This window comes from Mesorhizobium sp. M1409, assembly GCF_040317535.1.
Lineage (GTDB): Bacteria > Pseudomonadota > Alphaproteobacteria > Rhizobiales > Rhizobiaceae > Mesorhizobium.
In genome coordinates this window covers 1-25,252 of the sequence record NZ_JAMYKV010000013.1, presented here as the reverse complement: position 1 = coordinate 25,252, position 25,252 = coordinate 1, and the positions used below count along the sequence as shown (strand labels likewise).

The window sequence follows — 25,252 nt, the reverse complement described above, 5'->3', positions numbered from 1 at the left end:
GGAGTAGCGCCGCCGGGGGCGCCGGCTCAAGCAGCCAATCCTCGCCGTCGGCAACAAACAGTTCTCGCCCAAAAATAAAGTTGGATTGGCCGGGGTCCGCTGCATGGCAGGCTTGGCCTGCCGCGCCTGGATCCTAGCCCAGATCCTTCGGCCGCAGACAATGTGTCAGCCGGGCGCAGGACAGGCCCGACCAGTCGCCCTCGAAGACGAAGCGCGCGAGGGCTGCCGTCGGGAATCTTTCCTCGAGCTTCTTGCGCGCCTTGGCCTCCGACCCTGGCCCGGCAAGCTGTCTGGCCAGGTCTTCCAGGCCCGGATTGTGGCCGATCACGAGCAAGCTGCCACCCGACGGGTCGACCTGATGAATCTGGCTTAGAATATCCGCCGCTGAAGCGTCGTACAGCGCCTTGGCGAATACGACCTTGGGATGCGCGGGCAGTTCCGCCGCCACCAGCCGCCAGGTGTCGCGGGCGCGCAGTGCCGGCGACACCAGCGCCAGGTCCGGCAGCCAGTCGCGCGCCGCAAGCTCGCGCCCCATCAAGTGTGCCGCCTTCAATCCGCGGTCGGTGAGTGGACGGTCGAAATCATCGAGTGCCGGATCGTCCCAACTCGATTTGGCGTGGCGAAGCAGGAGAAGCTGTTTCATCGCCACGCTCTCGGCTCACGGCGTGATGCGCGCCAGGTGCTCGAGGTCGGCTTCCTCGCGCAGCGGGTCAGGGGCCATCACCACCGAGGTGCTGTTGTCGGCATCGTCGGCAAAGTGCGCAAGCACGGTGCGGCCGGCCTCCATGCGCGCCTTGCCTTCGGCGACCAGCCCCAGCGCCAGCGGATAGAGCCGGTGCTCGGTCTTCAGCACGCGGGCAGCCAGTGTATCCGCATTGTCGCCAACCATCACCGGCACGGCCGCCTGGGCGATGATCGGGCCGTCATCCATCTCGGAGGTGACGAAATGCACGGTGCAGCCATGGATGCGCATGCCGGCGGCGAGTGCGCGCGCATGAGTATCGAGCCCCTTGAAAGCCGGCAGCAGGGCAGGGTGGATGTTGATCATGCGGCCCTGCCATTTCTGGACGAAGCCGGGGGTGAGGATGCGCATGTAGCCGGCCAGCGCCACGATCTCGGCATTGAATGCCACGAGCGCCGCGTCGATGGCGGCATCATGCGCCTGCTTGCTGCCATGGTCGGCGCGCGAGATGACCTGCGTGGCGATGCCGCGCGCCCTGGCGATGCCGAGGCCGGCGGCGTCGGCCTTGTCGGAAATGACGCCGACGATCTCGGCCGGGAAGGCCGGGTCGCTGGCCGCCGCGATCAGCGCGGTCATGTTGGAGCCGCGCCCCGAGATCAGGACAACGGTGCGTTTCCTCTGTACGCTCATAGGCCGATCGAGCCCCGATAGATGACGCCGGCATCTCGGCGCGGCACGATGCGGCCGATCGGCGTCACCGTCTCGCCGGCCTCCTGCAGCACGGCGGCGACCTGCGCCGCCTGGCCGGACGCGACCGCCAAAATCATGCCGATGCCGCAATTGAAGGTGCGCATCATCTCTTCCGGCTCGACGCCACCGGTCTTGGCCAGCCACGAGAACACTGGAGGGACGTCGATCACCTCGAGGTCGAGCTCGGCCGAAAAATCCTTGGGCAGCACGCGCGGAATGTTTTCCGGGAAGCCGCCGCCGGTGATGTGGGCGAGCGCCTTGATGCCATGCGTGTTGCGGATGGCCTTGAGGATCGACTTGACGTAGATGCGGGTCGGCTCGAGCAGCGCCTCTGCCAGGGTGGCCTCGTCGTTGAACGGCGCCGGATCGCCCCACGCCAGGCCGCTGACGGCGACGATGCGGCGCACCAGCGAATATCCGTTCGAATGCAGGCCCGAGGAAGCGAGGCCCAGCAGAACGTCGCCTTCGACGATGTCGTCGGTGGGCAAGAGCTGGCCGCGTTCCGCCGCGCCCACCGCAAAGCCGGCAAGGTCGTAGTCGTTGCCATGATACATGCCGGGCATCTCGGCCGTCTCGCCGCCGATCAGCGCGCAGCCGGCCTGGCGGCAGCCCTCGGCGATGCCGCCGACGATCGCGGCACCCTGGTCGGGATCGAGCTTGCCGGTGGCGAAATAGTCGAGGAAGAACAGCGGTTCGGCTCCCTGCACGACGATGTCGTTGACGCACATGGCGACGAGATCGATGCCGATCGTGTCGTGCTTGCCGGCATCGATGGCGATCTTGAGCTTGGTGCCGACGCCGTCATTGGCCGCCACCAGCACCGGATCCGTGAAGCCGGCGGCCTTGAGGTCGAACAGGCCGCCGAAGCCGCCGATCTCGCCGTCGGCGCCCGGCCGGCGCGTCGCGCGCACCAGCGGCTTGATCTTCTCGACCATGAGATTGCCCGCGTCGATATCGACGCCGGCCTCGGCATAGGTGAGCCCGTTCCTGCGCTTGCTCGTTTTGGGCTGGCCCGTTTTGGGCTGGCTTGTGTCGCGCTTGCTCATCGCAATTTTCCTGCTCGTTTGCGGGCTCTTCGCATGAACGGCTGCGCCTCGCAAGGATGACGACAGAATGGTTGGCTTTTACCCCGATAAAAACGAGGCGATGGCGCCCCTTGTGCAAAATCTCCTCGGCCCTCGTTTCTCATCGGAGGCAAAACCTCGCGTCTCCATTTTCGCCTCACCCCTTTGCATCCTTGTATGTAGTTGTTGTTGGTGCTCTGTTGCCATGCATCAGGCATTGGGGGACAAGGCATGCTCAATCCTTCGCAACAGATCATGAGACTAGGCTTCGGATTCGCCGTGTCACAGGCGCTGCGCGTCATTATCGAACTCGGCATCCCCGATCTCCTGGCTGCCAGCGAGCGGTCGGTAGATGAACTGGCGGCTGCCACTCAATCGGATGCTGACTCGCTTTATCGTGTAATGCGACTTCTCGCGCCTGAAGGGGTGTTTAGGGAAGTGCTGCCCCGTCATTTCGAGTTGACGGAGGTTGGTGCGGTGCTGCGCTCCGATCGGCCGGGTCCCCGTGACTTCATCCGTATGATCAACAGCGAGGCCTATCTTGCCTTCGAGCAGCTGCTGCATTCTGTCCGCACCGGAAAGCCGGCCTTCGACAAGGTGTTCGGGAGCCCAAGGTTTGACTGGCTGTCGGAACATCCGGAACAGGCTGCCTTGTTTCAGCGTGCCATGGTCGCCCTGAGCCAAGGCAGTAACGAGGCCGTTGCCGAAGCCTATGATTTCAAGCCGTTCACGCGGATCGTCGACGTTGGCGGCGGACATGGCCAGCTTCTCTCGGCGATCCTGGCTCGCAACCCTCATCTGGACGGCGTGCTTTTCGATCTGCCGTCGGGCGTCGCGGCAGCACGCCAGGGTGCCGGAGGCGACCTGCCGCGTACCGAATTTGTCGCCGGTAATTTCTTTGAAAGTGTTCCCACCGGGGACGTCTACGTCATCAAGAAGGTCGTTCACGATTGGGATGATGGGCGTGCCGTGGAGATCCTGCGAAATTGCCGCAAGGCAATGCTGCCGAACGGGAAGGTGCTTGTGGCCGAGACGCTCGTGCCGCCAGGTGACGAACCGAACCAGATCAAGGGTATCGACGTGGTCATGCTCGCCGTCACTGGCGGCCTAGAAAGAACGCGGGTCCAATATGCAAGCTTGTTCGACGTCGCTGGGCTACGCCTTGAACGAGTGATTCAGACCCAAGGACCCATTTCCATCCTTGAGGCATCGGCGGTCTGACCAAAGAAGTTGTCGCCGCGAGCCCAGGTCGCGGTACTTCGCTGTCCAGCGACCGCACCTTTTCCGTGAAGGTTAGGGATATCGCATGTCGAGATGGCCGGCAGGGCATAGGGGTTCAAACAGACCTTTGCCATGTCTGGCGCTTCTCCCTTGCGATCCTCCTTCGTCTCCATCATTTATCGGCAAGCAAACCCAACAGGCACGCATTTGACCGTCCCCAATCTGATCACCATCCTGCGCTTTGTTCTGGTGCCGGCGGTGGTGCTGGCAATGCTGCAGGCGCGCTGGGACTGGGCCTTTGCCGGGTTCCTCGTTGCCGGCATTTCCGACGGCGTCGACGGTTTTATCGCCCGCCGGTTCAACCAGCAGTCAACGCTCGGCGCCTATCTCGACCCGATGGCCGACAAGCTGCTGCTGGTTTCGGTCTTCGTCGTCATGGGCTTCATCGGGCAATTGCCGCTCTGGCTCGTCGTGACCATGGTGTCGCGCGACGCGTTGATCGTCTGCGCCGTTGTGTTGTCCACCGTCATGGCCCATCCGGTCGAGATGAAGCCGCTTTTCGTGTCGAAGGCCAACACCGCCATCCAGATCGTGCTGGCCTCGGTGGTGCTCGGCGAACTTGCCCTGTCGGTTCACCTCGACCCGCTAAGGCCAGGCCTCATATTGCTGTCCGGGGTCTTGACCGTGGCTTCGGCCGCGGCCTATCTCGTGGCTTGGCTGAGGCATATGAGCGGCTATGGCGAAGGCTCCAAACCGGGCACCTGATCAAGAATCCATCGAAGCGGCCGCCGAGGCCGCGGCGGCAGGCGAAACTGCGTCTCTGGCGTTTCGCCGCCAGATCCGCTTCTGGCTGATCAGCGCCGTCCTGCTGGCGCTGTTCCTCTACGTCTTTTCAGGCATCCTTTTGCCGTTCGTCGCCGGCATGGTGCTGGCCTATTTCCTCGATCCGGTCGCCGACCGGCTGCAGCGGCTCGGCCTGTCGCGCTTCATGGCGACGGTGGTCATCCTCATCACCTTCCTTATCGTGCTGGTGCTGGCCTTCGTCATCCTCATTCCGGTGCTGGCGACGCAGATGGCCGATTTCGCCGGCAAATTGCCGGAATACCTGACCCGGCTGCAGAGCCTGATCACTTCTTTCGATCCGAAATGGCTGGAACAGAAGTTCGGTGTCAACGCCAATGGCTTGCGCGACGGACTGAATTCGCTGCTGACCTCCGGCTTCGGCCTGCTCACCACGGTCTTCACCTCGATCTGGAGTTCCGGCGTGGCGCTGGTCTCGGTGGTCAGCCTGTTCGTGGTGACGCCGGTGGTCGCCTTCTACATGCTGCTCGACTGGGACCGCATGGTGGCGGTCATCGACAGCTGGGTGCCGCGCGACAATGTCGCGACGGTGCGCGCCATCGCCAAGGACATCAACACCGCCACCGCCGGCTTCGTGCGCGGCCAGGGTACGCTGTGCCTGGTGCTGGGCGCCATGTACGCCACCGGGCTGACGCTGACCGGGCTGAATTTCGCCATCCTCATCGGCCTGTTCGCCGGGCTGATCTCCTTCATTCCCTATGTCGGCTCGCTGACCGGGCTGGTGCTGGCCGTCGGCGTCGCCTTCGTTCAGTTCTGGCCGGACTGGACGATGATCGTCGCCGTCGCGGTGGTGTTCTTCATCGGCCAGTTCATCGAGGGCAACATCCTGCAGCCGCGGCTGGTCGGCAAAAGCGTCGGCCTGCATCCGGTGTGGCTGATGTTTTCGCTGTTTGCCTTCGGCGCGCTGTTCGGCTTCGTCGGCTTGTTGATCGCGGTGCCGGCTTCCGCTGCCGTTGCCGTGCTGGTGCGGTTTGCCATAGCCCGCTATCTCGAATCGCCGCTTTACAAAGGTCACGGCGCGGGGCCTGTGCCACAGCTTCCGGCCGATCGCGGCGGCGGCCACCGCACGCAACCGCGTCGCTGACGTGACTGCCCAGCCAACCGATCCGCCGCGCCAGTTGCCGCTCGATCTCGGCCATGGCACCGGCTATTCGCGCGACGAGCTCGTCGTCTCCGGCACCAACAACCAGGCTGTAGCCTTGGTCGATCGCTGGCCGGACTGGCCTTCGCAGGTGGTGGTGCTGGCCGGTCCCGCAGGCTCGGGCAAGACACATCTGGCCTCCATATGGCGCAAACGCGCCAACGCGGTTGCGATCGACGCCAAGCGTATCGGTGACAGCATCGCCAATCTCGGCGCCCGCCCGGCACTGATCGACGATGTCGATACCGGAGCGGTTGATGAACATGGCCTGTTCCATCTGATCAATGCGGTGCGTGGTGCCGGGTCCACGCTGCTCCTGACGGCGCGACGCTTTCCCTCGGCCTGGGGTGTCAGGCTGCCTGACCTTTCCTCACGGTTGAAGGCGGCGGCGACGGTCGAGATCCATGAGCCCGACGATCTCTTGCTTGCCGGCGTCATCACCAAGCTGTTCGCCGACCGCCAGGTCGAGGTCGAGCCGCATGTCGTGCAATACCTGGTGCGCCGTATCGAGCGCTCGCTGGCGACAGCGATGCGCGTGGTGGAAAGGCTGGATCGCACCGCGCTCGAGCGCAAGACGCCGATCACGCGCACGCTCGCCGCGGAAACCGTCAGCGCCATGGATGAAGGGCAAGGCGAGTTCGAGATTTGAGGGCGCCGCCGGGTCAGCGAGAGACGAAACCCTGCTCGGCCATGCAACCGCGAAACACTTCGTGCGACGTAATTGCATGAGTTTGCCGGCTGGCCCCGGTCCTGCCTGCGCTCCAAATCAGGTTGTAGGCCCTGGGAGTGAGGCGCTTGGGTTCTCGCCCGGCGAGCTTGCCTTCAAATGCATCGAGCGATCGCCGGTGCCGCGGCGGTGGACATTCCCAACGGCAATCATCAGCCTCCATTGCTTCGGTTGTTGAAGCGGACCATTCGATGGTCTGTCTCTCTGCTGAGTTATGGACCATCGAATGGTCCATAAGGAGCGACCAATGCAAGTATCTGTCACCGATGCCAAGGGGCAGTTGACCGAGTTGGTGCGCCGTGCGGAGGCGGGCGACGAGGTCATTCTGACCCGTCACGGCCATGCCGCGGTGCGGCTGGTCCCCATCAAGGCAATGCCCGACAGGGTGGGCCGCCGCGCGCTCCTGGAAGCCGCGCGTGCGGCAGGGGCTGCCAAGGCGAAGGCCGGACCGTCCGCTGCCCGTAGCCAGGATTTCCTCTATGGTGATGATGGCCTGCCCGAATGATCGCGGTCGACACCTCGGCTCTCATGGCGATTGTTCTTGATGAGCCCGATGCGAACCTGTGTATCGCCGCCCTCGAAGCCGGGGATGACGTTCTGATCTCCGCCGGCACCGTGGCCGAAGCCTTGATCGTCGCGGCACGACGCAATGTCGGTGAAGAGTTGTCCGGCCTGATCGACGGACTTGGTTTCGAGATAGTGGCGGTGACGCCGGCCTCGGCGCGCCGCATCGCCGAGGCTTATGCTCGATGGGGCGAGGGCAACCACCCGGCTGGACTCAATTTCGGCGACTGCTTCGCCTACGAAGTGGCGAAGGAGCATGCCTGCCGCCTGCTTTATGTCGGCGGCGATTTTTCTAAGACCGACATAGAGAGTGTGCTCTAGGAACCATAGCAGGGTGACCATCGCCGGGGCATTTGCATTGCCAGGGATGGTGGATGGTCGGAGTGGAGAGATTCGAACTCCCGACCCTCTGGTCCCAAACCAGATGCGCTACCAGGCTGCGCTACACTCCGAACGGTCTGTTGCCTATTCATTTCAGTGGAGCATGGCAAGTGCAAAAACCTTGCCGCCATGCGCATTGCGCAGTAATGACGGTCGAAGGGTGGCGATGCTGCCTTGCACAATAACGAGGTGGCCATGTCCGCGCGCATTTTCAGCCCTGCCAAAACCGCGATGCAGTCCGGCAAGGCCAAGACCGGCTACTGGGTGCTGGAATTCGACCCCGAGATGCGCAAGAAGATCGACCCGCTGATGGGCTATACGACGTCGGGAGACATGAGAAGCCAGATCAGGCTCACCTTCGATACGCGCGAAGAGGCGGTGGCCTATGCCGAAAAGGAAGCACTCGCCTACCGCGTCGAGGAGCCGAAAGAGACCAAGCGCCGCCAGATTTCCTATGCGGAGAATTTCCGCTATGACCGCAGGACGCCCTGGACGCATTGAACGGCGGCCAGCGTCAAGTATCCAGCCGGCCCAAAGGCCGGCCAGCGGTCCCGTAGCTCAGCTGGATAGAGCACCGGCCTTCTAAGCCGATGGTCACAGGTTCGAATCCTGTCGGGATCGCCAGTAATTTCAAAGACTTGTGCCGGTGGTCTGATCAATGCCGCAAGCCCTGGCATCCAGCGACTGTCAGCGCCGCAACTCTATGCAGCAGGGAATCCAGTCTGGACTTGCAGCCCATTCGGCGCGGCGCTCCGGAATTATTTCGTGATCTGGCAGGGTTGGAACCTTAGCTCTCATAACGCGTTCGGGGCCTTGTATTCGCGGTGCCTATTAAAAAGGCAATGTGCGGGCCGGCGAATGGGTGGGGCAAAACAAGCGCGGGTTGGGGGAGGAGAAGCCAGGCTATGTCGAAACGTGAAATTGGAACGTCCCCTTCGTTGGGGCGGCGTATCGCTGAACTCAGGGCGAGAATGCAGGATGCGGAAATTTCCGACCATGAGATGAAAACGTTTCACAAGGTCGCCGCCATCATGGGGCCGGGCGACGGCTCCCTACGGCTGGATGCCGACGATCTAATCGCGGCATCCTTCGTTGTCGAGACGCTGGGCGAACAGGCGTCCAACCGCTGACATTTCCCTCCATCAGCCCGAAGTTCTGATCGCGAGAGCCAGCGCGGCCGCCGTCGGCGGCCGTTGCCATGCCGCCCGATATTCAATTGGAGGGAAAGTCTTATCAATTTGTTTGCGTTGGTCCGTCATGGTAGCGGCGACTAACGGAGTTGAACGCGATGAGGATCGATCTGTCGCCGACGAGTTGGGGCAGGGTGATCGCTGTGACCATCGCCGGTACGGCATTCTTCATTGCCGTGGCGTTCTTCGTCGATTCTTTCAATTTCCCCTATCTGTCGCGCGAGGCCGTGTGGCGGGCGCAGATGACCGACCTGATGCTGCCTTTGGTGCTGGGCGGCTCGTTTTTGTTTTTCCTCATGTGGAAGATTCGCCAGTTGGCCATCGCGCAGCGCGACCTCAGCGTCATTGCCGCGACCGACAGCCTGACGGCGGTGCTGAACCGTGGTGCCTTCTCGATGCTGGTCGAGGCCTATCTCGAGCAGACCCGCAAGCAGGAGCAGACCCGTTCGGGGGCGCTGCTGATCATCGACGCCGACCACTTCAAGTTGATCAATGACCGCCTGGGCCATGACTGCGGCGACCAGGCGCTCAAGCTGATAGCGCAGGCGATCAAAGGGCAACTGCGTGGCGGCGATATTGTCGGCCGCATCGGCGGCGAAGAATTCGGCGTGTTTCTTCCCGGCGTGGATCCTTCGCAATCCTGGGTGGTTGCCGAAAGCATCCGCCGGCGTATCAGGGAGATGGACTTTTCGCCCGGTGGCAGACCTTGCCCGCTTTCCGTCAGCATCGGCGGCACGAGTTTTACCGGCCCGATCACCTATCAGGAAATCTTCTCCGCTGCAGACAGGAGGCTTTACACGGCCAAGTCGAACGGGCGCGATCAGGTCAGCTTCGATCCGGCGGCGGCCGCCCCGGTGCCTAAACCCAGCGTCACCACGGTGCATTGAGAGTAGCCTGATCATGGGTGGCCATCGCACCCTTGAAACCGTCGCGTCCTTTTACAATTGCGGACAAGAACCTTGGGCACTCGGACAGCCCACTGATTTGTGAAGGCTTTGAAGTAGACGGCGCTTTCGCTTTGCCGACATCACGCTAAAGGGATGGCTTTCTCACGCCTGAGACGGCAGACATCGAAAATCTGTCGACCTATGCGCCTCGTTTCGACCAGGAGCTTTTCGGTCGGGCTCCTCTTTGGAGCGGAATTTGTTCGAGCTCTCGTGAGCCGCTCCTCGCTAAGGAGGCTGGTCAATCCGAAGATCCTCTCGCGCACAAGATCATGTTGCACACATAGCGCGGGCAAGAGTTGATATATGGTTTTGCTCGACGATGTTGGAAGTGACGGATCGAAGACAACGTGATCGACGGGCGCATCGAGACTTCCACTGATGAGATCGTGCGCTGCTTGCTTCGAAAGAATGTAGCCGGCCGATCCGATGTGGAAGCCATATAGTCTAGCCACCGAAAACGCACGGCCGACGGAAGCACGCTTCATCGCGATAACTGTCTTCCTTAGGTATGTTTCCAGCTTGACGATATCGGCGTCGGCCGGAATCCATCCGTCATCGGAAAGCATCGGGCCAGCTGCTTCGGACAAAATGATGTCATCTTCGAAGATCACACCAAAAGCATCATCGCCATCCGCGATGACTTTCCAGCAAATCTTGTGGCTCATAAGGCAGGCGATTTCCGTGGGGGTCAAATTTGGTGAAGTCTCGCAAAATTCCGGTCGACGCAACGCGTCTACGGCAGGAACCCGGTCGAACGAGACACCAATCTTCGCGAATTCAGCCGTGACATGGGCAAGTCGATCGGGAGAACGATCGAGGTTGATGACCATACATTTCATTGATGCTTCCCAAGGGCTATGCCCGACTATAATTACTGCTTTGAACCTTGACCTCGGAATCCATCCCTCCATGCCCGGAATGACGGGCTTAAACGAATAGTTCCGCCGCAACGCTCCCAGTCTGCCAATCACCTTTCGCTCTCTAGTGGATGACCCGCTTCTGTCGAGATACCTGTCTGGATGGACAAAGTCGAGATAGTCGGGGGTTGCTGGATTGAGACGTAGCTTTTCGCCAGTCTCGTCGTTCGACATCAGGAACGGATGGCTGGGGTGCTTTGACAAAGCCTTCTCACAGCTTTAAGAGGCGCCGCTTCGGATATGTGTTCCAGTTGACGAAAATTGCGCAATAGACGATAAATATTTTGAGACCTAATTTTTTTTGAAGGCGTCTATGTTCAAAAATATTTTTTTCTCAGCAGCGTTAGGTCTGCTTGGCATAAAGTAATGTCTTCAATCGTTCGGCGTCAAGCAACGCCATCGATCGCCCGAGCGGGCAGTACGACAACGGTCAGGTTTTCACTAAAACAACTGGCCAGCCAGGGCAAAGCGCGGCAACAATGCTCCATCTATTCAATGGCTTTCAGAGCCCCTTTGGCGGCAGTGACCTCGAGACGCTGGAACTCTATCGGCTGTTGAGCGCGGACGCGGAGGTGCGTCTGTGGGCAACCTCCTCCAGGGTGTCCGGCGAGTTGATGCGACACTCACCAATCCGCCGCATCTCGCCGCTAACGCGGAACATGCCGGATGGCGGCACCTATGTCTTTCTCGGAGCGCATTGGCGCAACAAAATATGGCCTTACCTGATCCCGCGGCCGCGCCGGGTGATCTACGTCTTCAACACCTTTCACCCGAAAGTCATCGCGCTGACGGCGCGCATGCCCCGCATGCTGAACTGGCCCGAAGCCGAACTGGTGCTGATTTCCGATTTTCAAAAAAGCGTGCTTCAAATCGACGGTGTCGTGCATCCGTCGCCGATCGAGATCGGACGTTTTTCACCAAGGCTGGTCCGACCGGATGGTCCGTTCGCGGTGGGGCGGCTGAGCCGCGATGCGCCGGACAAGCACCACGCCGACGATGCGCCGCTTTACGAGGCATTGCTGGCGGATGGCGCTGCGGTGCGGATTCAGGGCGGGATGCCGCTGAAGGAGCGGCTCGCGCTCCATCCGCGATTGGAACTCCTGCCGCAGGGCCAATTTGCCGCCGAACAGTTCCTGTTGAAGCTGGACGCATTCTACTATCGCACCGGCTCGCATGTGGTGGAGACGTTCGGTCGCGTGGTGTTGGAGGCGATGGCCTGTGGTTTGCCCGTGGTCTGTCATTCGCATGGCGGCTACGCCGACCACATCAGGCATGGCGAAAACGGCTTCCTGTTCGAGACGACGCAACAGGCGGCGCGGATCCTGGCCGATCTCAAAGCCGATCCGAAACTGCGGGCGACAGTGGGTCGCGAGGCGCGGCAGACGGTCGAGCAGTTGTTTTCGCCGCAGGCACTGCGACGGCGGCTGGATTTCTATCTGCGTTAGCGGCACATCATCCGTCGGGCTTCGCGGACACCCTCGGCGCAACACGTGTCCGTGTGTTGTCAACGATCTCGACATCGCGTTAAAGCCGGCATGCAGGCGGACCATCGGGGCGGACAGCCAGCGCGCACCACAGGCTGAGCAGGACTTCTTACCGATGACATTGATGAGCGCGGCGGCTCTGCTGATCCTTGTCCTGACTTACGCCGGTGTCGCCATTGGCCGCATCCCCGGCCTGCGCCTCGACCGGGCGGGGATCGCGTTGCTCGGCGGGGCCGCGATGATCGCCATCGGCGCGCTCAGCATGGAGGACGCCTACCGGGCGATCAATTTCGACACCATCACGCTTCTGCTCGGCATGATGATCGTGGTGGCGCATCTGAAAGTGTCGGGCGCCTTTCGCGGCCTTGGCGCCATGGCCATCGAGCACGCGCATGCGCCCTTCATGCTTTTGGTGATGGTGACGCTGCTGACCGGCGTGCTGTCGGCCTTCCTGGTTAACGACGCCATCTGCCTTGTCATGGCGCCGATCGTCGTCCACGTCACCCGCGTCATCAAGCGCAACCCGATCCCCTATCTGATCGCCACCGCCACCGCGTCGAATTGCGGCAGCGTCGCCACCATCACCGGCAATCCGCAAAACATGGTCATCGGCGCGCTGTCGGGCATTTCCTATCCGGCCTTTTCGGCGGCACTCGCTCCGGTCGCTCTGTTCGGCCTCGTCGCGGTCGTTGTCATCATCCGCATCGTCTACCGGGCCGAATTCGCTCGTAAGGTCCCATTGACGCCCGAGGTCTCGCGTGGCCGCATGCACAAGCGGCAGGTGCTGAAGGCGGTAGTGGTGTGCATCGGACTGGCAATTGCCTTCTTCGCTGGTGTGCCCGTCGCCAAGGCGGCACTCATCGGCGGCGCGATCCTCTTGCTCACCCGCGCCATCAAGCCGGAACGCATCTACCGCGAGATCGACGGTCCGCTGCTGTTCATGTTCGCCGGCCTGTTCATTGTGGTCGCCGGCGCCGAAAAGACGCTTCTTACATCAGAGATGATCGCCTCGGCAAAGAACCTCGGTCTGGACGATGTCTGGCGCCTGTCGGGCTTCACCGCGGTGCTCTCCAACATCATGAGCAACGTCCCGGCCGTGCTGGCGCTGCGGCCTTTCATTCCCGGCCTTGAAAACCCCGAGCGTGCCTGGCTGGTCGTCGCCATGAGCTCGACGCTGGCCGGCAATTTCACGCTGCTTGGTTCGGTCGCCAACCTGATCGTCGCCGAACAGGCACGGGCCGCCGGCACGCAGCTGTCATTCGGCGCCTTCTTCAGGGTCGGCTTGCCGTTGACGCTGATCACGCTTGGCGTGGGCACTGCATGGCTGGCGTTTGGGTTCTAGATCTAGTCGCTTGAAGTCCGCGCCCGCACAAGCGTCGCCGCGGCGCGGCCGGCCGCCTCGATATAATCGGGGTTGTGGTGGATCAGCATGATCGAAAACGAGCCGTCGATCAGGAGTACGATCTCGCGCGCCAAGGCTTGCGGCGCCGCGACGCCGTGGTCCGACAATGCGCCAGCCAGCCATGTTTCGAAATTCGACTTGTGCCGCGACCCGACCTTGATCGCCGGATGTCCGGGCATCGAGGCGAGTTCCGCGGCCGTGCGCAGGAAGCCGCATCCTTTCCATTTCGGATGGCGGGCGGCCCGTGCCAGATTGGTAAAGATCGCCTCAACCTTGCGATCCGCGCCGCCTTCGGCAGCATCGAACCAGCCGGCCATCCGCTTCAGATTGGGTTGGTCGCGGCCATCGAGATATGCGGCGATGAGGTTGTCCTTGCTCTTGAAATGGTAGTAGAGCGTCCGCTTGGTGAGACCCGCCGCCTCGGCGACGGCATCGACGCTGACGCGACCGATTCCTTCGGCGTAGAAGAGCCTGGTCGCGGCATCGACAATGCGTTTGCGGGTGGGGCTTTGTGCGTCAGGCATGAGCCTAGGTATACCGACTAGTGAATATACACAAGCGCCAAAGGGCATAGTCTTCCGGCTCATCAGCATGATGGAGAAGGAAGAGCCAATGACCGATCTTGTCCTCAATGATACCAAGGATGGGATTGCCATCCTCACCCTTAACCGGCCGGAGAAACTCAACGCGCTGAACTATGCCCTGATCGATCGCCTGCTTGCGATCCTCGACGACATCGAAATCGACGACGGCGTCCGGGCGGTCATTCTTACCGGAGCAGGGGAGCGGGCATTTTCGGCGGGTGGCGACATCGCCGAGTTCTCGGCCAGCGTGGCGCTTGGCGTCGATGTCGCGATGCGGGACTTCGTCATGCGCGGGCAGCGGCTGACGGCAAGGCTGGAAGCCTTCCGCAAACCCGTCATCGCCGCCGTCAACGGCATTGCCTTTGGTGGCGGCTGCGAAATCACCGAAGCGGTGCCGCTGGCCATTGCCAGCGACCGGGCTTTGTTCGCCAAGCCGGAAATCAACCTTGCGATGCCGCCGACTTTTGGTGGAACGCAGCGCTTGCCCAGGCTCGCAGGGCGCAAGCGGGCGCTGGAACTGCTTTTGACCGGCGATTGGTTCCCGCCGCGGCGCGCTCTCGAACTTGGCCTCGTCAACGAGGTGGTGCCGCATGGCGATTTGATGCCGGCCGCAATCGGCCTGGCCAGGCGTATCCTGCGGCACTCCGATCTGGCGATCGCCAGCATCCTCGCGGCGGTGGCGCAGGGCCTCAACCGGAGCATCGCCGACGGCCTGCTGGTCGAGGCCGAGCAGTTCGCCCGCATGGCCTCGACCGCCGATTTGCGCGAAGGGCTCGATGCCTGGATCGAGCGGCGCGAGCCGCGCAATGACGGCACATGGACGCATATCGCGCGGCCTGACGAGCCCAGGCGAGCCTCGCTGGCGTCGGATCAGGGCGCCACCACCAGCCGGCCTTTCATATTGGGGTGAAAGCGGCAGAAATAGTCGACCGATCCCGCGGCTTTCAATGTCAGGCTCGCGGATTTCTTCGGCGGGATCATCACCTCCCAGCCACCTTTCAAAGTGGCCGTGTGGGCGAACGCGTCCTTGTTCACCCACTCGATCGTATCGCCGACCTTCGCCTCGACGGCGGCCGGCGAGAACACCAGTTTGTCGATGGTGACCCGGATGGTTTCAGCTTGCGCCGGGACGATACCGCCGGCCAGCATCAACGCAATCCACAGATGGCGTTTCGGCATGCTCCCGGTCCTTACTTCAGCATGCCGGCGACGTGTTCGGCATTCTGAGATTGAGAGATTGGACGCTGTTGCCGGCAAAAGGTTCCCGAAGATCTTTCTCCGGGTCCGGCGGCCGCTAAACTACCGCATCCAATGAGGGCTTGTCAGCAGCCTGCAGGCGCGCCGTGGCCGCCAGGAGATCGGTCTGGGTGATCAGCCCGAGAATCCGCTCGTCGTCGTCGACGATGATCACCGCATGGCTGCGGCCATCGGTGAGCACGGGCAGCAGACCCATGGCGGCGAAATCGGCGGCGGCGGTCGCGGCGGGCGATATCACGGACCCAACCGAACCGCAGGCCTGGGTCAATTCCCGCAGTCCCACGGTGCCCGCCAGCCTTGCCTCCGCGTTGACGACCGGCAAGGTGCGGATGTTGTGGTCGAGCAGCAATTGGCGCGCCGACTCGGCTGAGGTGTGTGCGTCGACCGAGATTACATCGCGCGACATGATGTCCTCGCACAGAAGGGTCTTGTGCGCGCGCACCATCGCCTGCAATTCGACTTGCCGCAGCAGCCGGTCGAGATCGCTGCGATCGATATCGAATGTCTCGTCGAGTGCGCCAAGCGCGGCATCGATGTCTTCGGACCGGAAGCCGACGCGCGACTGTGCAGGCGGATCGCTGGTGCCGTGGCTATTCGCCGGTGCTGCAACCGGCACATGCGGATAATTGCGCCGGGCCAGTCTGTGGAAGCCGTAGCCGAGCGCCACCAGCAGGATCGAGTTCAGCGCCACCGGCACGAATGGGAACAGGAAGCCGGCGCTGATGACGGCGGGCCCTCCCAGCACCGCGGTCAGGGCGGCGGCTCCGCCCGGCGGATGCAGGCAGCGCGTGAACGACATGGCGGCGATGGCCAGTGCCACCGCGACGCCCGTGGCAAGCGCGGTTTCATGGATGAAATGCGCCACGATCACGCCGACCAATGCCGATATCGTGTTGCCTCCGATGATCGACCATGGCTGCGCCAGCGGGCTGGCGGGGACGGCGAACAGCAGCACCGCCGACGCCCCCATCGGCGCCACCAGCAGCGGCACATGCGGACCGTTGCCGAGCACAAGGCTGGCGATGACGCCGGTGAGTGCAATGCCGATCGTCGCGCCGATGCAGGCGACAAGGCGCTCGCGCAGCGTCGCGCCGGCAAGAATGGGAACAAAGAGGCGGAAGGCCATGACGTCGAAAAACTCTGCCGTATTCCAGGGGAAGTCGAAAGTGTACTGTTCGCACCGCAATGACGCGGCAACATTGGATTTGAAAGCCAAACTGATCCGGGAAACAGCAGTTTGAGGGAATAGAATTCCGCTACGCAGCCGCCGCGGCGGTCAGGCCGCGCGAAATGTCGGCCTTCAGGTCGTCGACATCCTCGAGGCCGATCTGCAGGCGGATCAACGGACCCTCATAGGGCGCTTTCGCGACAACGCGGTCGCCGAGCCAGACCGGCACGGCAAGGCTCTCATAGCCGCCCCAGGAATAGCCGAGGCCGAAGATCCGCAGTGCGTCGAGGAAGGCGTGCTGCTGCTTCTGGCCGCCGCCGGCAAGCACGATGGAAAAGATGCCGCTCGAACCGGAGAAGTCGCGCTTCCACAAATCGTGGTCCGGGTGGCTGGGTAGGGCAGGGTGGAGCACGCGCGCCACGCCTTTCTGGCCTTCGAGCCAGGAGGCGATGGCGAGCGTGCTGCGCTGATGATGCTCCAGGCGCACGCCCATGGTGCGCAGGCCGCGCAGCACCTGGTAGACGTCGTCGGGTCCGGCACAGCAGCCAAGCGTGCAGAAGCTTTCATAGAGATGCTTCCAGCAGCTCTCATTGGCCGACACCGTGCCCAGCAGCACGTCGGAATGGCCGGCCGGGTACTTCGTCGCCGCATGGATCGAGATGTCGACGCCGTGGTCCAGTGGACGAAAATACAGCGGCGTCGCCCAGGTGTTGTCCATCATGACGATGGCGCCGGCGGCGTGCGCCGCCTTGACGATGGCCGGGATGTCCTGCACCTCGAACGTGTTGGACGCCGGCGATTCCGTGAACACCACCTTGGTGTTGGGCTTGATCAACGCCGCGATGCCGGCGCCGACCTCGGGAGCGTAGTATTCGACCTCGATGCCCAGCCGCTTCAGCATCGTGTCGGCGAAGTTGCGGGTCGGGTGATAGACGGTATCGACGATCAGCAGATGGTCGCCCGCCGACACGAAGGCGAGCAGCGGCACGGTCACCGCCGCCAGGCCCGATGGCACCACGATCGTGCCGGCCGAGCCTTCCAGCGCGTCTATGGCGTGGGCAAGGGCATCGGTCGTCGGCGTGCCGCGCGTGCCGTAGGTGTATTTCTGGCTGCGTGCCGCCATCGAAGCCGCGTCACGAAAAAGCACGGTCGAGGCATGCACCACCGGCGGATTGACGAAGCCGAAATAGTCATGCGGATTGTTGCCTGAATGGGCAAGCCGCGTGTTGATGCCCATCCCGCCGCTAAAGTGTTCGCTGCCGTCTTTCGCCATTCCGCGTCGCCTTGTTGACAAGCCGCTAGCCATAGTGCGGCGTCATGGACCGTGCAACAGCCACCGGCCGCCAGGGGATGGACTTCGAATATGCCAATTCGTCGCGGCAGACGGTGGCGATGCGGGGAGTGACGCGACCCCGGCGGTGCGTTGTAGGCAACAGCGCCAGTCTCCGCCGACAGGGCAACGAACTCGGGCTAACGGGTTCCCTCGCAGCCTTCGCCGGCGCGTTGGCTGACGGAGCGTCAAATGAAAAACCCGCCTGTGCGGCGGGTCACTGGCGCAAATCAGCACCATGGACGAACATGTACCATAGCTGAGGTCACGGAATCAAGAAAAAATTCCTATCGTGAAAAGCTGCCGGCACAAAAACTGCCAACACCGCCGAACTGGCTGTCGTCAGGTCTTTTGTTAACCTGAGTTCGGAGCCCTATCTCCGCCGATCGGCCTATTGTGGACGATTGCGAAAGATATATAATCGTCTGCTAATATTAATCGCCGGATTGCTTCGATCAGATGCTGCCGGATGGTTGTTGCCGGTTGTCCTTCTGGTCCTCCACGATCCGGATCGCGTTCACGAAGCGTGCGCGCGGCAAGGGGAGGAATGCCATGCCCGACGTCAAATGGACAATGAAGGCGCGCGAATTCACCAACTGCAACTGCGCCTATGGCTGCCCGTGCCAGTTCAACGCCATGCCGACATACGGTTTCTGTGAAGCGGTTGCTGGCATGGAAATCGAGAGTGGCCATCACGGCGACACCAAGCTCGACGGATTGCGGTTCGTCGGGATTTTCCGCTGGCCCGGCGCCATACACGAGGGCAGGGGCGAAGCCGCTGTGGTTATCGACGAGAGGGCGACCGAGGCCCAGCGTGGTGCGCTGCTTCGCATATTGGGCGGTCTGGATACCGAACCAGGTGCGACGATATTCCAGGTCTTTTCGACCACGCTGGAGAAATTCCACGATCCGATCTTTGCCCCGATCGAATTCAAGGTCGATGTCGGCGCGCGAACCGCGCGGCTGCACGTCAACGGCGTAACCGACGGCCATGGCGAGCCGATCAAGAATCCGGTAACCGGCGCGGAACACCGGGCGCGCATCGACCTGCCGCACGGCTTCGAATACGCGATCGCCGAAGTCGGGCGTGGCTGGACCAAGACGACGAGCCCAATCAAATTCGAACTAGCCGATTCGCACAGCCATTTCGCCAATCTGCATCTCACGCAGAGCGGCATCGTGCATTGACCTGATCCAATGACCGACACGGCCCTCGAGGCGGTGCTGCGGCGCGACCGCGCGGTCGTAACGGCCGCGCTCGTCGTGATTGCCGTGCTCGCCTGGGCCTACGTGCTGTGGCTCGCCGCCCACATGGTCATGCCCGGCTCCCCCTTGCCGGACAGCGCAGGCAGTGACATGGCGGGAGTGGACATGTCGAACATGGGCGGCATGGATATGGGCGCCACGGTGGCGCCCGGTTTTCGGGCATGGGCATCGGCCGATTTCGCTTTCATCTTCACGATGTGGGCGGTGATGATGGTCGGCATGATGACGCCTTCGGTCGCGCCGATGCTGCTGCTCTATGCCGGCGTCGCTCGCAAGGCGCGAGCGGATGGCCGGCCTATCGCTTCGACGGGATGGTTTTTTGCCGGCTATCTCGCCGTCTGGGTCGTGTTCAGCATCGTGGCGACCGGTGCGCAATGGCTGCTCGCCCGTCTTGCCCTGCTCGATCCCTCGATGGCGACCGACAGCGCGATCCTCGGTGGGCTCGTCCTGATCGCCGCTGGTCTCTATCAATGGACGCCGATGAAGGGCGTCTGCCTGCGCCAATGTCAGGCGCCGATCGCGTTCCTGGCCAGCCATGGCGGGTTCCGCTCAACTCCGCTCGGCGCACTTCGGCTCGGCGTCGATCATGGCGCCTATTGTCTCGGTTGCTGCTGGGCGCTGATGGCTCTGCTGTTCGTCGGCGGCGTCATGAACGTGCTCTGGATCGCCGGCATCGCCATCCTTGTCTTGCTGGAGAAAACGGTCCCGACCGGGCAGTTGATCCCGCGCGTTTCCGGCGCGTTGATGGCTGCTATCGGAACCTGGCTCGTCTTTCGGGCGCTTTGAAAACGATCCTTGTCTCAAGGCGATATTGGCTCGCAACCGCCCAATATGCGTTGGATACCATTGCGCCGGGTCAGTAACGCCGAGGTATTGCCTGGGATGAATCTCGCCTGCCGCGGCCTGCATTTGCGTTGTATGAGCTTTGCCGTCTTTATTTGCGCTGCTGACTAATTCGCGGGCGCGTTTGTCTGCAATTCAGGCATTTGCGGCAATCGGTTTTCAAACTCCTTCGGTTTCGGTCATTTCCCTTGACCTCACAGGAATTATCGCCTTCGATGACATTCGTGAATGGGAGGCTGCGCGTCGGTTACCGATGCGGGGTTCCGGGAATGGGCCGGAACGGGAACTGCATTCACACGGGAAAAAGGTCAGGGTTTGCCCTGAAAAACAGAGAAAAGGGTCTGTGGGTCATGAAACATATTGCTATCGGCATTCTTGGCGCCGCCACGCTTGGGTTGATGGCGTCGGCCGCGTCGGCGGCCACGCTCGATACCGTCAAGGCGAAGGGTTTCATCCAGTGCGGCGTCTCGACAGGCCTGGCCGGCTTCTCGGCGCCGGACGACAAGGGTGACTGGCAAGGCATCGATGCGGATTTCTGCCGCGCTGTCGCGGCCGCCGTCTTTGGTGACGGCACCAAGGTCAAGTTCACGCCGCTCAGCGCCAAGGAGCGGTTCACCGCGCTGCAGTCCGGCGAGATCGACATCCTGTCGCGCAACACCACCTGGACCATCAACCGCGACACGGCGCTTGGCTTGAATTTCATCGGCGTCACCTACTATGACGGCCAGGGTTTCATGATCAATGCCAAGAAGCTGCCGGGCGTCAATTCGGCGTTGCAGCTTTCCGGCGCCGCCGTCTGCGTGCAGAGCGGCACCACCACCGAGCTCAATCTGGCCGACTATTTCAAGGCCAACAAGATGGAGTACAATCCGGTCGTCTTCGAAAAGCTGGAAGAGGTCAACGCCGCCTATGACGCCGGCCGTTGCGACGTCTACACCACCGACCAGTCGGGCCTCTACGGCATCCGCCTGACGCTGGGCTCGCCGGCCGACCACGTCGTGCTGCCAGAGATCATCTCCAAGGAGCCGCTCGGACCGGCCGTGCGCCAGGGCGACGACCAGTGGTACCACATCGTCAAGTGGACCTATTTCGCACTGTTGCAGGCGGAAGAGCTTGGCATCACCAAGGCCAATGTCGACGAAATGAAGAACTCGCCCAGCCCGGAGATCAAGCGCGTGCTTGGCCAGGAAGCCGATACCAAGATCGGTACCGATCTCGGCGTCTCCAACGACTGGGTCGTCAACATCGTCAAGGCCGTGGGTAATTATGGCGAAATGTTCGAACGCAATGTCGGTTCGGGCAGCCCGCTGAAGATCGCGCGCGGCATCAACGCGCTGTGGACCAAGGGTGGCCTGCAGTACGCTCCGCCGATCCGCTGATCGAAATGTGATCCGGGAGGCGGGTCGTCTGCTTCCCGGTTTCTCTTTCCAGGGGACGGTCGAATGGCATCGCAGGAAGTTCTTCGCGAGGAGCCCAGCCGCGGTTCCTTCATCAACGATCCGAGGGTCCGGGGCGTATTCTTCCAGGCGGTGGTCGTCGTCGTGCTGGTGGCTGGCGTCTGGTGGATTGCCCACAACGTCATCGACAATCTGACCCGGCTGCACATCGCGTCCGGCTTCGGCTTCCTCAAGGGCCGCGCCGGCTTCGACATAAGCGAAAGCGCCATCGCTTATTCATCGGATTCGACCTATGGCCGTGCCATCCTGGTTGGTTTCCTCAACACCGTGATCGTCGCCGTCGTCGGCATCATCACCGCGACAATCATCGGCTTCATTGTCGGCATCGGCCGGCTTTCGCAAAACTGGCTGATCAGGAAGATCTGCACGGTCTATGTCGAGGTGTTCCGCAACATCCCGCCGCTGCTGGTCATCTTCTTCTGGTATTCCGGCGTGCTTGCCGTGTTGCCGCCGCCGCGCGAGAGCATCAATTTGCCGTTCGGCTCCTTCCTCAACCAGCGCGGCTTCTATTTTCCACGCGCCGTCTGGGGCGACGGCTCGTGGCTGATCTTCGTCGCTCTGCTTGTCGGCATCGCCATGGCGTGGTTCGTCGCGCGCAAGGCGCGGCAGCGGCAGATGGCGACCGGCCAGCAATTTCCGGTGTTTTGGACGTCCGCTGCGGTGATCGTCGGGCTGCCGCTGCTCGCCTATGCGCTGAGCGGCTTCCCCTTGAGTTTCGATTACCCCAAGCAATCGACATTCAACCTGACCGGCGGCTTCCAGGTCAGGCCCGAGTTCCTGTCGCTGTATCTGGCGCTGTCCTGCTATACCGCCGCCTTCATTGCCGAGATCGTACGCGCCGGCATCAGGGGTGTCAGCACGGGCCAGACGGAAGCTGCCGGTGCGTTGGGGCTGCGGCCCGGATCGATCCTGCGGCTGGTCGTCGTGCCGCAGGCCATGCGCATCGTCATTCCGCCGCTGACCAGCCAGTATCTCAACCTGACCAAGAACTCGTCGCTCGCCATCGCCATCGGCTACCCGGACCTGACGGCGACCGCCGGCACGGTGCTGAACCAGACCGGCCAGGCGGTCGAGGGCGTGGTGATCATGATGGTGATCTATCTGGCCATCAGCCTTCTGACCTCGGTTGTGATGAACTGGTTCAACGCCAAGATGGCGCTGGTGGAGAGGTGAGGTAAGGACATGCAAGAACATGATATGTCCTGGGTGCGCAGCGAAATGGCGCTGGCGCAGCCAGCGCCTGCCGGCGTCACGGGTTTCGGCGCGTGGGTGCGCAAGAACCTGATCGCTTCCACCGGCGACACCATTATGACCATCGTCGGCATCGCCCTGGTGGCGATGATCCTGCCGCAAATCATCAACTGGGCGTTCATCAACGCTGTGTGGACCGGGCCGGACCGGACCGTATGCGCCACCGTGACGCAAGGCGGCGTCCAGCCGGAGGGCTGGACCGGCGCCTGCTGGGCTTTTGTCAATGCCAAATTCGGCCAGTTCATGCTCGGGCGTTATCCGATCGAGGAGCGCTGGCGTCCGATCCTGGTCGCCATCCTGTTCGTGGCTCTGCTGGTGCCGATGCTTATCCCGAAGGTGCCGCGCAAGGGCCTGAATGCCATTCTGCTGTTCTTTGCACTGCCGATCGTCGCCTTCATCCTGCTGGTCGGCGGCATGTTCGGCCTGCCGCATGTCGAAACCTCGCTGTGGGGCGGGCTGCTGGTGACGCTCAGCCTGTCCTTCGTCGGCATTGCCGTGTCGCTGCCGCTGGGCATCGTGCTGGCGCTCGGCCGCCGTTCCAAGATGCCGATCATCAAGACGCTGTGCGTCGTTTTCATCGAGACGGTTCGCGGCATCCCGCTGATCACCGTGCTGTTCTTCGCCAGTGTCATGCTGCCGCTGTTCCTGCCGGCCGGCGTCTCGTTCGACAAGTTCCTGCGCGCTTTGATCGGCGTGTCGCTGTTTGCCGCCGCCTATATGGCCGAAGTGGTGCGCGGCGGACTGCAGGCGATCCCCAAGGGACAGTATGAAGGTGCGGATTCGCTCGGCCTCGGCTATTGGCAGAAGATGTATTTCATCATCATGCCGCAGGCACTGAAATTGGTGATCCCCGGCATCGTCAACACCTTTATCGGCATGTTCAAGGACACCAGCCTGGTCATCATCATCTCGATGTTCGACCTTCTCGGCATTGTGAAGCAGAACTTCTCCGACCCAAACTGGGCAACGGCGCAGACGGCCAGGTCTGGCCTGATCTTCGCGGCCTTCGTCTTCTGGCTGTTCTGCTTCGGCATGTCGCGCTATTCAATGTTCACCGAACGTCGGCTCGACACCGGCCACAAACGCTAAACAAAAGAACAAGGGGACCCTGTCATGGCCACCGAAAATGCCGTTAGCGCGGAAGAGATCAAGGTCAACGCCGCCAAGATGCAGATTTCCACCACCGATGTCGCCATCGACATCATCGCCATGCACAAATGGTATGGCGAATTCCATGTGCTGAAGGACATCAATCTGAAAGTGATGCGCGGCGAGCGTATCGTCATCTGCGGCCCTTCGGGCTCCGGCAAATCGACGATGATCCGCTGCATCAACCGTCTGGAAGAGCACCAGAAGGGCAAGATCATCGTCGACGGCAAGGAACTGACCAACGATCTCAAGAAGATCGACGAGGTCCGCCGCGAGGTGGGCATGGTGTTCCAGCACTTCAACCTGTTCCCGCATCTGACCATCCTCGAGAACTGCACGCTGGCGCCGATCTGGGTGCGCAAGACGCCGAAGAAGCAGGCCGAGGAAATCGCCATGCATTTCCTCAAGCGCGTCAAGATCCCGGAACAGGCCCACAAATATCCCGGCCAGCTGTCGGGCGGCCAGCAGCAGCGCGTGGCGATCGCCCGCTCGCTGTGCATGAACCCGCGCATCATGCTGTTCGATGAGCCGACTTCGGCGCTCGACCCGGAAATGATCAAGGAGGTGCTGGAGACCATGGTTGGCCTTGCCGAAGAAGGCATGACCATGCTGTGCGTCACCCACGAGATGGGCTTTGCCCGCAAGGTCGCCAACCGCGTTATCTTCATGGATCAGGGCCAGATCGTCGAGCAGAACACGCCGGCCGAGTTCTTCGACCACCCGCGCCACGAGCGCACGAAGCTGTTCCTGTCGCAGATCCTGCACTGATTGTTTTTCCACAGACGGAAGAAGCCCGGCCGAAACCTTGGCCGGGCTTTTTTCGTATGGACCGCCAGGAGGTGGGCAGATGTGTTGCGCCGGACGCGTTTGCAGGGGCCGCCATTCATGAAAAGGCTGGGACGTTTTCTAGGTCTTCTGTTGATCGTCATTGCGCTCGCTGTGACGATGGGCGCTCTCGTGCCGCGCCCGCTGTGGCGGCCGGCCGTCGCGGCAGCACCCGCCAACACGCACCGCATCCTGGTGCTGAAGAACCCGATCCACACGGACATTGCCATTCCGGTCAACGATGCCGTGCGCCAGCGTTTCCATTTCCTGGCCGACGCCGGCATACCGGCGGATGCCCCTGAGGTCCGCTACATCGTCTTCGGCTGGGGCGGCCGCGCCTTCTATCTGGAGACGCCGACATGGTCTGAGTTGAAGGCAGTGCCGGTGATGAAGGCACTGACCCTCGATGCGTCGGTCATGCATGTCGATGTCTCCGGCGACATCGACGAAGGTCATCCCGGCATTGCCGGCTTCGATATCGGCGAGGATCGGTTCGCGTCGCTGCTCGATTTCATCGGTGCGAGTTTCCAGCGGGGGCCGAAGGGTCCGATCCTTGTTTCGGACGCGGCCTATTCCAGGTTCGACGGCTTTTACGAAGCCAACGGCCATTTCAATGCACTGGTCGGCTGCAACACCTGGACGGCGGCCGCCTTGCGCACCGCCGGCCTGCGCACCGGCTGGTGGAATCCGCTGCCTGTATCGCTTGGCCTGTCGATGCGGCTGTATAATTAGCGGGGGCATTCCGCGAATTGGCAAGCGTCGCGTTCCTTCACACCCCCCTCTGTCCTGCC

28 protein-coding genes and 2 tRNA genes are annotated in these 25,252 nt (G+C 62.1%); 20 read left to right on the top strand and 10 right to left on the bottom strand.

Translation table 11 applies throughout. From position 1 onward, the window contains the following. Positions 1–133 precede the first annotated feature (133 nt). Genes NKG99_RS13020 through purM form a run of 3 tightly spaced genes read right to left on the bottom strand, consistent with a single transcriptional unit; the run spans position 134 to position 2,478 of the window. Positions 134–643 (bottom strand): SixA phosphatase family protein, encoded by a 510-nt coding sequence (locus NKG99_RS13020; protein WP_352868035.1) that lies wholly within the window; start codon positions 641–643, stop codon positions 134–136. A gap of 15 nt (positions 644–658) precedes the next feature. Further along, complete coding sequence (purN, locus tag NKG99_RS13015; protein ID WP_352868032.1) at positions 659–1,372, bottom strand: phosphoribosylglycinamide formyltransferase; 714 nt, start codon at positions 1,370–1,372, stop codon at positions 659–661. Next, a complete protein-coding gene (gene purM, locus NKG99_RS13010) occupies positions 1,369–2,478 on the bottom strand; it encodes a phosphoribosylformylglycinamidine cyclo-ligase (RefSeq protein ID WP_352868030.1) in 1,110 nt (369 codons plus the stop codon). The genes purN and purM overlap by 4 nt, the downstream gene beginning before the upstream one ends. A 249-nt stretch (positions 2,479–2,727) precedes the next feature. On the opposite strand from purM, the gene NKG99_RS13005 reads away from it, so the two are divergent. From NKG99_RS13005 to NKG99_RS12980, 6 genes are all read left to right on the top strand, one after another. Further along, on the top strand, positions 2,728–3,717 hold the full coding sequence (locus NKG99_RS13005; RefSeq protein ID WP_352868027.1) for a methyltransferase: 990 nt from the start codon (positions 2,728–2,730) through the stop codon (positions 3,715–3,717). Between the two features lie 207 nt (positions 3,718–3,924). Continuing rightward, positions 3,925–4,482 carry a CDP-alcohol phosphatidyltransferase family protein gene (locus NKG99_RS13000; protein ID WP_352868025.1) on the top strand — a complete coding sequence of 186 codons (558 nt, stop codon included), beginning with the start codon at positions 3,925–3,927 and terminating at the stop codon, positions 4,480–4,482. After that, entirely contained in the window at positions 4,454–5,662 is a 1,209-nt protein-coding gene (locus NKG99_RS12995) for an AI-2E family transporter (protein ID WP_352868023.1), read from the top strand. The genes NKG99_RS13000 and NKG99_RS12995 overlap by 29 nt, the downstream gene beginning before the upstream one ends. 1 nt (position 5,663) lies before the next feature. After that, positions 5,664–6,368, top strand: a complete 705-nt coding sequence (gene hdaA / locus NKG99_RS12990) for a DnaA regulatory inactivator HdaA (protein ID WP_352868021.1) — start codon at positions 5,664–5,666, stop codon at positions 6,366–6,368. Between the two features lie 325 nt (positions 6,369–6,693). Next, on the top strand, positions 6,694–6,951 hold the full coding sequence (locus NKG99_RS12985) for a type II toxin-antitoxin system Phd/YefM family antitoxin (RefSeq protein ID WP_352868019.1): 258 nt from the start codon (positions 6,694–6,696) through the stop codon (positions 6,949–6,951). Continuing rightward, the gene (locus NKG99_RS12980; protein ID WP_352868017.1) at positions 6,948–7,331 is read left to right on the top strand and encodes a type II toxin-antitoxin system VapC family toxin; all 384 of its coding nucleotides are present in this window, start codon (positions 6,948–6,950) and stop codon (positions 7,329–7,331) included. The genes NKG99_RS12985 and NKG99_RS12980 overlap by 4 nt, the downstream gene beginning before the upstream one ends. Before the next feature lie 54 nt (positions 7,332–7,385). Here NKG99_RS12980 and NKG99_RS12975 read toward each other — a convergent pair. Next, positions 7,386–7,462: transfer RNA gene (locus NKG99_RS12975), tRNA-Pro, on the bottom strand. A gap of 124 nt (positions 7,463–7,586) precedes the next feature. On the opposite strand from NKG99_RS12975, the gene NKG99_RS12970 reads away from it, so the two are divergent. The 3 genes from NKG99_RS12970 to NKG99_RS12960 all read left to right on the top strand — a co-directional run bounded on the left by NKG99_RS12970 (position 7,587) and on the right by NKG99_RS12960 (position 8,521). Further along, positions 7,587–7,892, top strand: a complete 306-nt coding sequence (locus NKG99_RS12970) for an ETC complex I subunit (RefSeq protein WP_056587179.1) — start codon at positions 7,587–7,589, stop codon at positions 7,890–7,892. A gap of 46 nt (positions 7,893–7,938) precedes the next feature. Further along, positions 7,939–8,015, top strand: a tRNA-Arg gene (locus tag NKG99_RS12965). Between the two features lie 281 nt (positions 8,016–8,296). Further along, on the top strand, positions 8,297–8,521 hold the full coding sequence (locus NKG99_RS12960; RefSeq protein ID WP_352868015.1) for a hypothetical protein: 225 nt from the start codon (positions 8,297–8,299) through the stop codon (positions 8,519–8,521). 103 nt (positions 8,522–8,624) lie between these two features. Here the strand turns inward: NKG99_RS12960 and NKG99_RS12955 are convergent, their stop codons facing one another. Then, the gene (locus tag NKG99_RS12955) at positions 8,625–8,783 is read right to left on the bottom strand and encodes a hypothetical protein (RefSeq protein WP_352868013.1); all 159 of its coding nucleotides are present in this window, start codon (positions 8,781–8,783) and stop codon (positions 8,625–8,627) included. Positions 8,784–8,823: 40 nt separating this feature from the next. On the opposite strand from NKG99_RS12955, the gene NKG99_RS12950 reads away from it, so the two are divergent. Beyond that, positions 8,824–9,468, top strand: a complete 645-nt coding sequence (locus NKG99_RS12950; protein ID WP_352868011.1) for a GGDEF domain-containing protein — start codon at positions 8,824–8,826, stop codon at positions 9,466–9,468. A 140-nt stretch (positions 9,469–9,608) separates the two neighbouring features. On the opposite strand, the gene NKG99_RS12945 is transcribed toward NKG99_RS12950, so the two are convergent. Then, positions 9,609–10,367 carry a glycosyltransferase family 25 protein gene (locus tag NKG99_RS12945; protein WP_352868009.1) on the bottom strand — a complete coding sequence of 253 codons (759 nt, stop codon included), beginning with the start codon at positions 10,365–10,367 and terminating at the stop codon, positions 9,609–9,611. 557 nt (positions 10,368–10,924) lie between these two features. Here NKG99_RS12945 and NKG99_RS12940 point away from each other — a divergent pair. Both NKG99_RS12940 and NKG99_RS12935 read left to right on the top strand, forming a co-directional pair. Beyond that, positions 10,925–11,890 carry a glycosyltransferase family 4 protein gene (locus NKG99_RS12940; protein WP_352868006.1) on the top strand — a complete coding sequence of 322 codons (966 nt, stop codon included), beginning with the start codon at positions 10,925–10,927 and terminating at the stop codon, positions 11,888–11,890. A 154-nt stretch (positions 11,891–12,044) separates the two neighbouring features. Beyond that, a complete protein-coding gene (locus NKG99_RS12935; RefSeq protein ID WP_352868004.1) occupies positions 12,045–13,271 on the top strand; it encodes an anion transporter in 1,227 nt (408 codons plus the stop codon). 2 nt (positions 13,272–13,273) lie between these two features. Here NKG99_RS12935 and NKG99_RS12930 read toward each other — a convergent pair whose 3' ends face one another. Continuing rightward, the gene (locus NKG99_RS12930; protein ID WP_352868001.1) at positions 13,274–13,855 is read right to left on the bottom strand and encodes a TetR/AcrR family transcriptional regulator; all 582 of its coding nucleotides are present in this window, start codon (positions 13,853–13,855) and stop codon (positions 13,274–13,276) included. 88 nt (positions 13,856–13,943) lie between these two features. On the opposite strand from NKG99_RS12930, the gene NKG99_RS12925 reads away from it, so the two are divergent. Then, complete coding sequence (locus NKG99_RS12925) at positions 13,944–14,825, top strand: crotonase/enoyl-CoA hydratase family protein (protein ID WP_352867998.1); 882 nt, start codon at positions 13,944–13,946, stop codon at positions 14,823–14,825. Here the strand turns inward: NKG99_RS12925 and NKG99_RS12920 are convergent. From NKG99_RS12920 to NKG99_RS12910, 3 genes are all read right to left on the bottom strand, one after another. Further along, positions 14,786–15,094 (bottom strand): cupredoxin domain-containing protein, encoded by a 309-nt coding sequence (locus tag NKG99_RS12920; protein ID WP_352867995.1) that lies wholly within the window; start codon positions 15,092–15,094, stop codon positions 14,786–14,788. The genes NKG99_RS12925 and NKG99_RS12920 overlap by 40 nt on opposite strands. A gap of 115 nt (positions 15,095–15,209) precedes the next feature. Next, positions 15,210–16,298, bottom strand: a complete 1,089-nt coding sequence (locus NKG99_RS12915; RefSeq protein ID WP_352867992.1) for an HPP family protein — start codon at positions 16,296–16,298, stop codon at positions 15,210–15,212. Positions 16,299–16,428: 130 nt separating this feature from the next. Then, positions 16,429–17,613, bottom strand: a complete 1,185-nt coding sequence (locus tag NKG99_RS12910) for a cystathionine beta-lyase (RefSeq protein WP_352867989.1) — start codon at positions 17,611–17,613, stop codon at positions 16,429–16,431. A gap of 609 nt (positions 17,614–18,222) precedes the next feature. Here NKG99_RS12910 and NKG99_RS12905 point away from each other — a divergent pair. The 7 genes from NKG99_RS12905 to NKG99_RS12875 all read left to right on the top strand — a co-directional run bounded on the left by NKG99_RS12905 (position 18,223) and on the right by NKG99_RS12875 (position 25,193). Next, complete coding sequence (locus NKG99_RS12905; protein ID WP_352867986.1) at positions 18,223–18,858, top strand: DUF1326 domain-containing protein; 636 nt, start codon at positions 18,223–18,225, stop codon at positions 18,856–18,858. A 9-nt stretch (positions 18,859–18,867) separates the two neighbouring features. Then, positions 18,868–19,722 carry a DUF2182 domain-containing protein gene (locus tag NKG99_RS12900; protein ID WP_352867983.1) on the top strand — a complete coding sequence of 285 codons (855 nt, stop codon included), beginning with the start codon at positions 18,868–18,870 and terminating at the stop codon, positions 19,720–19,722. A 407-nt stretch (positions 19,723–20,129) separates the two neighbouring features. Next, the gene (locus NKG99_RS12895; RefSeq protein WP_352867980.1) at positions 20,130–21,158 is read left to right on the top strand and encodes an amino acid ABC transporter substrate-binding protein; all 1,029 of its coding nucleotides are present in this window, start codon (positions 20,130–20,132) and stop codon (positions 21,156–21,158) included. Positions 21,159–21,221: 63 nt separating this feature from the next. Then, on the top strand, positions 21,222–22,409 hold the full coding sequence (locus NKG99_RS12890) for an amino acid ABC transporter permease (protein ID WP_352867977.1): 1,188 nt from the start codon (positions 21,222–21,224) through the stop codon (positions 22,407–22,409). A 9-nt stretch (positions 22,410–22,418) separates the two neighbouring features. Continuing rightward, a complete protein-coding gene (locus tag NKG99_RS12885) occupies positions 22,419–23,576 on the top strand; it encodes an amino acid ABC transporter permease (RefSeq protein ID WP_352867976.1) in 1,158 nt (385 codons plus the stop codon). Between the two features lie 78 nt (positions 23,577–23,654). Next, the gene (locus NKG99_RS12880; protein WP_031260969.1) at positions 23,655–24,404 is read left to right on the top strand and encodes an amino acid ABC transporter ATP-binding protein; all 750 of its coding nucleotides are present in this window, start codon (positions 23,655–23,657) and stop codon (positions 24,402–24,404) included. Between the two features lie 117 nt (positions 24,405–24,521). Beyond that, entirely contained in the window at positions 24,522–25,193 is a 672-nt protein-coding gene (locus NKG99_RS12875) for a TIGR02117 family protein (protein ID WP_352867973.1), read from the top strand. The last annotated feature ends 59 nt before the right edge of the window (positions 25,194–25,252 follow it).

What these genes read in the sequence shown, in the direction of transcription:
- NKG99_RS13020 (WP_352868035.1), bottom strand. Translation starts at nt 643, where the DNA reads ATGAAACAGCTTCTCCTGCTTCGCCACGCCAAATCGAGTTGGGACGAT.
- purN (WP_352868032.1), bottom strand. Translation starts at nt 1,372, where the DNA reads ATGAGCGTACAGAGGAAACGCACCGTTGTCCTGATCTCGGGGCGCGGC.
- purM (WP_352868030.1), bottom strand. Translation starts at nt 2,478, where the DNA reads ATGAGCAAGCGCGACACAAGCCAGCCCAAAACGGGCCAGCCCAAAACG.
- NKG99_RS13005 (WP_352868027.1), top strand. Translation starts at nt 2,728, where the DNA reads ATGCTCAATCCTTCGCAACAGATCATGAGACTAGGCTTCGGATTCGCC.
- NKG99_RS12995 (WP_352868023.1), top strand. Translation starts at nt 4,454, where the DNA reads ATGGCGAAGGCTCCAAACCGGGCACCTGATCAAGAATCCATCGAAGCG.
- NKG99_RS12985 (WP_352868019.1), top strand. Translation starts at nt 6,694, where the DNA reads ATGCAAGTATCTGTCACCGATGCCAAGGGGCAGTTGACCGAGTTGGTG.
- NKG99_RS12980 (WP_352868017.1), top strand. Translation starts at nt 6,948, where the DNA reads ATGATCGCGGTCGACACCTCGGCTCTCATGGCGATTGTTCTTGATGAG.
- NKG99_RS12970 (WP_056587179.1), top strand. Translation starts at nt 7,587, where the DNA reads ATGTCCGCGCGCATTTTCAGCCCTGCCAAAACCGCGATGCAGTCCGGC.
- NKG99_RS12960 (WP_352868015.1), top strand. Translation starts at nt 8,297, where the DNA reads ATGTCGAAACGTGAAATTGGAACGTCCCCTTCGTTGGGGCGGCGTATC.
- NKG99_RS12950 (WP_352868011.1), top strand. Translation starts at nt 8,824, where the DNA reads ATGACCGACCTGATGCTGCCTTTGGTGCTGGGCGGCTCGTTTTTGTTT.
- NKG99_RS12945 (WP_352868009.1), bottom strand. Translation starts at nt 10,367, where the DNA reads ATGAAATGTATGGTCATCAACCTCGATCGTTCTCCCGATCGACTTGCC.
- NKG99_RS12940 (WP_352868006.1), top strand. Translation starts at nt 10,925, where the DNA reads ATGCTCCATCTATTCAATGGCTTTCAGAGCCCCTTTGGCGGCAGTGAC.
- NKG99_RS12935 (WP_352868004.1), top strand. Translation starts at nt 12,045, where the DNA reads ATGACATTGATGAGCGCGGCGGCTCTGCTGATCCTTGTCCTGACTTAC.
- NKG99_RS12930 (WP_352868001.1), bottom strand. Translation starts at nt 13,855, where the DNA reads ATGCCTGACGCACAAAGCCCCACCCGCAAACGCATTGTCGATGCCGCG.
- NKG99_RS12925 (WP_352867998.1), top strand. Translation starts at nt 13,944, where the DNA reads ATGACCGATCTTGTCCTCAATGATACCAAGGATGGGATTGCCATCCTC.
- NKG99_RS12920 (WP_352867995.1), bottom strand. Translation starts at nt 15,094, where the DNA reads ATGCCGAAACGCCATCTGTGGATTGCGTTGATGCTGGCCGGCGGTATC.
- NKG99_RS12915 (WP_352867992.1), bottom strand. Translation starts at nt 16,298, where the DNA reads ATGGCCTTCCGCCTCTTTGTTCCCATTCTTGCCGGCGCGACGCTGCGC.
- NKG99_RS12910 (WP_352867989.1), bottom strand. Translation starts at nt 17,613, where the DNA reads ATGGCGAAAGACGGCAGCGAACACTTTAGCGGCGGGATGGGCATCAAC.
- NKG99_RS12905 (WP_352867986.1), top strand. Translation starts at nt 18,223, where the DNA reads ATGCCCGACGTCAAATGGACAATGAAGGCGCGCGAATTCACCAACTGC.
- NKG99_RS12900 (WP_352867983.1), top strand. Translation starts at nt 18,868, where the DNA reads ATGACCGACACGGCCCTCGAGGCGGTGCTGCGGCGCGACCGCGCGGTC.
- NKG99_RS12895 (WP_352867980.1), top strand. Translation starts at nt 20,130, where the DNA reads ATGAAACATATTGCTATCGGCATTCTTGGCGCCGCCACGCTTGGGTTG.
- NKG99_RS12890 (WP_352867977.1), top strand. Translation starts at nt 21,222, where the DNA reads ATGGCATCGCAGGAAGTTCTTCGCGAGGAGCCCAGCCGCGGTTCCTTC.
- NKG99_RS12885 (WP_352867976.1), top strand. Translation starts at nt 22,419, where the DNA reads ATGCAAGAACATGATATGTCCTGGGTGCGCAGCGAAATGGCGCTGGCG.
- NKG99_RS12880 (WP_031260969.1), top strand. Translation starts at nt 23,655, where the DNA reads ATGCAGATTTCCACCACCGATGTCGCCATCGACATCATCGCCATGCAC.
- NKG99_RS12875 (WP_352867973.1), top strand. Translation starts at nt 24,522, where the DNA reads ATGAAAAGGCTGGGACGTTTTCTAGGTCTTCTGTTGATCGTCATTGCG.